The organism is Methanobrevibacter sp. (genome assembly GCF_017432245.1).
In the GTDB taxonomy this organism is placed as follows: domain Archaea; phylum Methanobacteriota; class Methanobacteria; order Methanobacteriales; family Methanobacteriaceae; genus Methanobrevibacter.
In genome coordinates this window covers 1-4,325 of the sequence record NZ_JAFRJO010000038.1, presented here as the reverse complement: position 1 = coordinate 4,325, position 4,325 = coordinate 1, and the positions used below count along the sequence as shown (strand labels likewise).

Sequence of the window (4,325 nt, the reverse complement as noted above, 5' to 3'; positions counted from 1 at the left end):
TTTCCAAGAAGTGCTTTTTTACCTAATTTCAATGCCATGTCAGAGCTTCCGCCGATTCCAACACCTACAACGATAGGAGGGCATGGCTTACCACCTGCCTTAAGTGCAGTTTCAACAACAAAGTCCTTCACTCCTTCGATTCCTTCAGCAGGAAGTGCCATCTTAAGTGCATTGTTGTTTTCAGATCCAAATCCTTTAGGCATGATGGTAAATTCAACATAATTTTCATCAATTAATTCAATATCGACAATAGGCACTTTGTCTCCTACATTGCCAGAGTTCTTTCTTGTAATTGGATCAACCACATTTGGTCTAAGTGGAACTTCTGAAGTTGCTTTTGCAACTCCTTTTTTGATTCCTTCATAAAGATTTTCAACATGAACTTTACCAAGCTTTACAAAAATTATAGGGAGACCTGTATCTTGGCACATTGGAATTGACTTTTCTTCTGCAAGTTCAATATTCTTTAAAATAGCTTCAATATTTAGCTTACCTAAGTCACTATCCTCTCGTTTAAGAGCATCTTCAAGTGCACATTTGACATCATCTCCAAGAACGATAGCAGCCTGTTTGTATAATTGATAAATGGTATCTTCAATTTGTTTTTCTGTTATCATAAAATCACATAATAAGTATGAATAATAAATTTTTCTTTTCTATAAAAATATTTAATTTATATATTTAAATAATTTATTAAAAAATAGGAAAAATATTTAATTAAACTTCCTCAACTCCTTTAATCATAGGCTTAAACTGAGGATATTTCTCAAGAAAATCAAGAGCATTCTGAATTGGATAATCTAATGATTCAAAAAATTTATCTTCTTTTAATAACCTATGAGTAACTGCTCTTTCATTTTGATCTAGAGATTCACGTTCAGGGTGGTTAATAAAAGTCATCAATCTTTTTGTCCCTATATCCTCATCTCTTCTTTCAAGGAAATTCATTAAAATATTAGGTATTCCAATAGGTACATTAATAAAATCATCAATAAAATCATCATCAACATTCCGGATAAACTCATAATCTGGAACTAATCTTCTCATATAAACCACCATATTTATAATTTTGATTCATCAATAGGAATAGGATTATCACATGTTCCAAAGAAATCAGGCAATTGATTAAACTCAATACACCATTCCTTCCATTCAAAATATTTTTCGGGGTCTTCCTGCCATAACTTTTTAACATGAGCTTTTTTACCTTCATGATCAAGTTCTTCCATAATAAGAACCTCATCGATATTATCCCAATCCCCATATCCTTCTTCTTTCATATAATATTATATGTGAAAATTAGCAAATAAATTTTTTTAGAAAAAATAGTAAAATAAGTAAAAAATTAATTAAAATAAATAAAAAAAGAAAAAGAGAATTTTTAAAGAATAAATCTTTAAAAATTATTTCAATAAAGTTTGAACTTTCTTAAATCCTTCGGATATTTTATCCTGTTTATCATGAATTATCTTTTCTGTATCATTTGTGAGTGCATGAGTTGGACAAGCTTCAACACATTGTTGAGTGTCATAGCCTTCACAGAGATCACATTTGGTAGCTTGACCTATTTCATTAATGGTGATGGCTCCAATGGGACATACACTATGACATAATCCACAACCAATACATTTATCCTGCTTAATTGTAATAGCTCCACCTAAAGCTACAATAGCTCCTTTTGGACATACAGCAAGACAAGGTGCTTTTTCAGGACTGCAATGCATACAGAATAAAGGGACACCATCATGAACACGAATTGCATTGTTAGGACAATTACGTTCACAAAGTCCACAATCTACACAAAGTTCTGGGTTAACTTTTAATTCATCCATTTCAACACCTCTATTCTCCATCTAATGGTTTTCTAGCTCTTGTATCAGTTGTAATGACACTGAGAAGACCTTTTTTCTTAGCTGGTTTATCCAAGCCATAGATTTTTTCAATGTGTTCTCTTTGTTTCCTCTTAATGACATTCTTAATGTCATGAACTGCAATAGCTCTTTTGGAACAAGCTTTAACACATGCAGGACCTTCTTCTCTGTCTGCACAATGATTGCACTTATGAGCATTGCTATACTCAATGGAAATTGCACCAAACGGACAAGCCATTGCACAGAAACCACAAGCAATACATTTAGTTACATCTACTCCTAAATTGCTCATTGCACCAGTTGGACAAATAATCTCACATGGAGCATCCTCACATTGCTGACAACGAATAGGGAAATAGGATCCGTCTAATTCATGAATAGTGATTCTAGGAACTCCATGGACTCCTTCACATGCTTTTTCGCAATCCTGGCATCCATCACATAATTCATTATCTACTATTAATTTCTCCAATAGAGACCCTCCTTAGATACCTAATTCTTCACATTGATTGTCAACGAATTCTTGGATTTCATTAATTTGTTCTTCTTTAAGATGTTTGAATCTTTTTTGAGCAGATAAGTATTCCACTACAGGTTTTCTTTCTTGAGGTCTGTAAGTTACTCTGAATTCACCATTTTCAATTTCAAATAATCCCCATGCACCGGTTTCAACTGCTAATCTTCCAAGCTGAATGGTTTGTTCAGGTTTGAATCCCCAACCAGTGGTACATGGTTGATGTAAGTGAATGTAGGCAGGACCTTTGGTTTCAACTGCCTTTTTAACCTTTTTCATAAAGTCTTCAGGATATGAAATTGATGCTGTAGCAACATATGGAACTCCATGAGCTGCCATAATGAAAGCCATGTTTTTCTTAGGCTTGTCTTCACCAAAGCTTAAGTTACCTGCTGGTGAAGTGGTTGTTGATGCACCGTAAGGGGTAGCTCCACTTCTTTGAATACCAGTGTTCATATAAGCTTCGTTATCGTAACAGATATATGTTATATCGTGACCTCTTTCCATTGCACCGGATAATGATTGGATACCTATATCAGCTGTACCACCGTCACCACCGAAAGCAATAACGTTAACATCTTCCTTACCTTGGGCTTTCAATGCTCTTTCTACACCGGAAGCCACTGCACCTGCGTTTTCAAAAGCAACGTGAATCCATGGGACTTCCCATGCTGTTTCAGGATAAGGAGAGGTCATAACATCTAAACAACCAGTTGCACAAGCTACCACAGTGTTTCTGCCTGCTGCCTTAAGGGCAAGCCTTACACCAATAGCTGCTCCACAACCTGCACAGCCTCTGTGACCTGGTGCTAATAATTCTTCTTCAGGAAATTCCATATTATTCATCCTCCTTTAAGCCTAACCAAGTAACTTCTTTTACTGGATTTTTAGTTAATTCTACAGCTTCTTCAATGTATTCAGGAACTACATCTCTTCCACCTAATCCTAAAATGAAACCGTAGGTTTCCTTGTGACATTTGGTTTTTATGTCTGCGAAAAGAGCTCCTCCAATACCGAATGAGAAGTTTTTGTCAAGTACAGCCAATTTATCAGCGTTTTTGGTAATTTCATCAATTTCCTCGAATGGGAATGGTCTGTAGGATCTGATTTTCAAGAGACCTACTTTTTCGCCTTTTTCTCTTAATCCGTCAATCACATGTCTTACTGTACTTGCCATTGAACCCATACAGACTAAGATAATTTCTGCATCTTCACATAAGTAGCTTTCAGTCAATCCGTATTCTCTTCCGAATTTTTCACCGAATTCTGCACCTACTTCCTTGATTACTTCCATTGACTTGTCCATAGCAACTTGCATGTCATGTCTTGCTTCTGTATAGTATTCAGGGTCTGCAAAGTTACCTAAGGACATTGGCCTTTCAGGGTCAAGGTAAGCGAATTTAGGCACATATGGTTCAAGGAAGGTATCAACTTCAGCTTGATCCAATAAGTCTACAGGTTCAACTGTGTGAGTTAAAATAAATCCATCTAAACATACCATTACAGGTAACATAACTTCTTCATGCTCTGCAATCCTATATGCTTGAAGGATAGTGTCGAATCCTTCTTGAGCATTTTCCACATAAAGTTGAATCCATCCTGCATCTCTTTGTGCGATGGAATCTTGTTGATCGTTCCAAATGTTTAATGGAGCAGAAATTGCCCTGTTCGCATCTGCCATTACTATTGGAGCTCTCATACCTGCAGCTGCAAACAATATTTCATGCATTAACATTAATCCTTGAGATGAGGTAGCAGTGAATACTCTTACTCATGCCTCAGATGCTCCTAAAGTAGCACTAATCGCACTGTGTTCTGATTCTACTCTAATATACTCTGCATCCAAATCACCATCTGCAACGAATTGTGCAAGGTATTCGGTTATGGTAGTTTGAGGAGTAATAGGGTAAACAGGAACAACTTGTGGTTTTGCTAACTTT

At 35.9% G+C, this 4,325-nt stretch carries 6 protein-coding genes and 1 pseudogene; all 7 read right to left on the bottom strand.

Features of this window, described 5'->3' with window-relative positions:
- Window positions 1–617, bottom strand: a 617-nt coding sequence (locus IJI80_RS03310; RefSeq protein ID WP_292787627.1) for a fumarate hydratase, incomplete at its 3' end; no start/stop codon positions are given.
- A 100-nt stretch (window positions 618–717) separates the two neighbouring features.
- Window positions 718–1,047 (bottom strand): hypothetical protein, encoded by a 330-nt coding sequence (locus tag IJI80_RS03305; protein ID WP_292787625.1) that lies wholly within the window; start codon window positions 1,045–1,047, stop codon window positions 718–720.
- A 14-nt stretch (window positions 1,048–1,061) separates the two neighbouring features.
- Window positions 1,062–1,280, bottom strand: a complete 219-nt coding sequence (locus tag IJI80_RS03300) for a hypothetical protein (protein ID WP_292787624.1) — start codon at window positions 1,278–1,280, stop codon at window positions 1,062–1,064.
- Window positions 1,281–1,403: 123 nt separating this feature from the next.
- Entirely contained in the window at window positions 1,404–1,832 is a 429-nt protein-coding gene (locus IJI80_RS03295; RefSeq protein WP_292787622.1) for a 4Fe-4S dicluster domain-containing protein, read from the bottom strand.
- 10 nt (window positions 1,833–1,842) lie between these two features.
- Window positions 1,843–2,343 (bottom strand): 4Fe-4S dicluster domain-containing protein, encoded by a 501-nt coding sequence (locus IJI80_RS03290; protein ID WP_292787621.1) that lies wholly within the window; start codon window positions 2,341–2,343, stop codon window positions 1,843–1,845.
- A 12-nt stretch (window positions 2,344–2,355) separates the two neighbouring features.
- Complete coding sequence (porB, locus tag IJI80_RS03285; protein WP_292787620.1) at window positions 2,356–3,222, bottom strand: pyruvate synthase subunit PorB; 867 nt, start codon at window positions 3,220–3,222, stop codon at window positions 2,356–2,358.
- Window position 3,223: 1 nt separating this feature from the next.
- Window positions 3,224–4,325, bottom strand: a pseudogene (gene porA / locus IJI80_RS03280) (pyruvate synthase subunit PorA); the annotation flags it as partial.

Bases quoted from the DNA above. Each gene is read 5' to 3' on its own strand.
- IJI80_RS03305 (WP_292787625.1), bottom strand. From the start codon at position 1,047: ATGAGAAGATTAGTTCCAGATTATGAGTTTATCCGGAATGTTGATGAT.
- IJI80_RS03300 (WP_292787624.1), bottom strand. From the start codon at position 1,280: ATGAAAGAAGAAGGATATGGGGATTGGGATAATATCGATGAGGTTCTT.
- IJI80_RS03295 (WP_292787622.1), bottom strand. From the start codon at position 1,832: ATGGATGAATTAAAAGTTAACCCAGAACTTTGTGTAGATTGTGGACTT.
- porB (WP_292787620.1), bottom strand. From the start codon at position 3,222: ATGGAATTTCCTGAAGAAGAATTATTAGCACCAGGTCACAGAGGCTGT.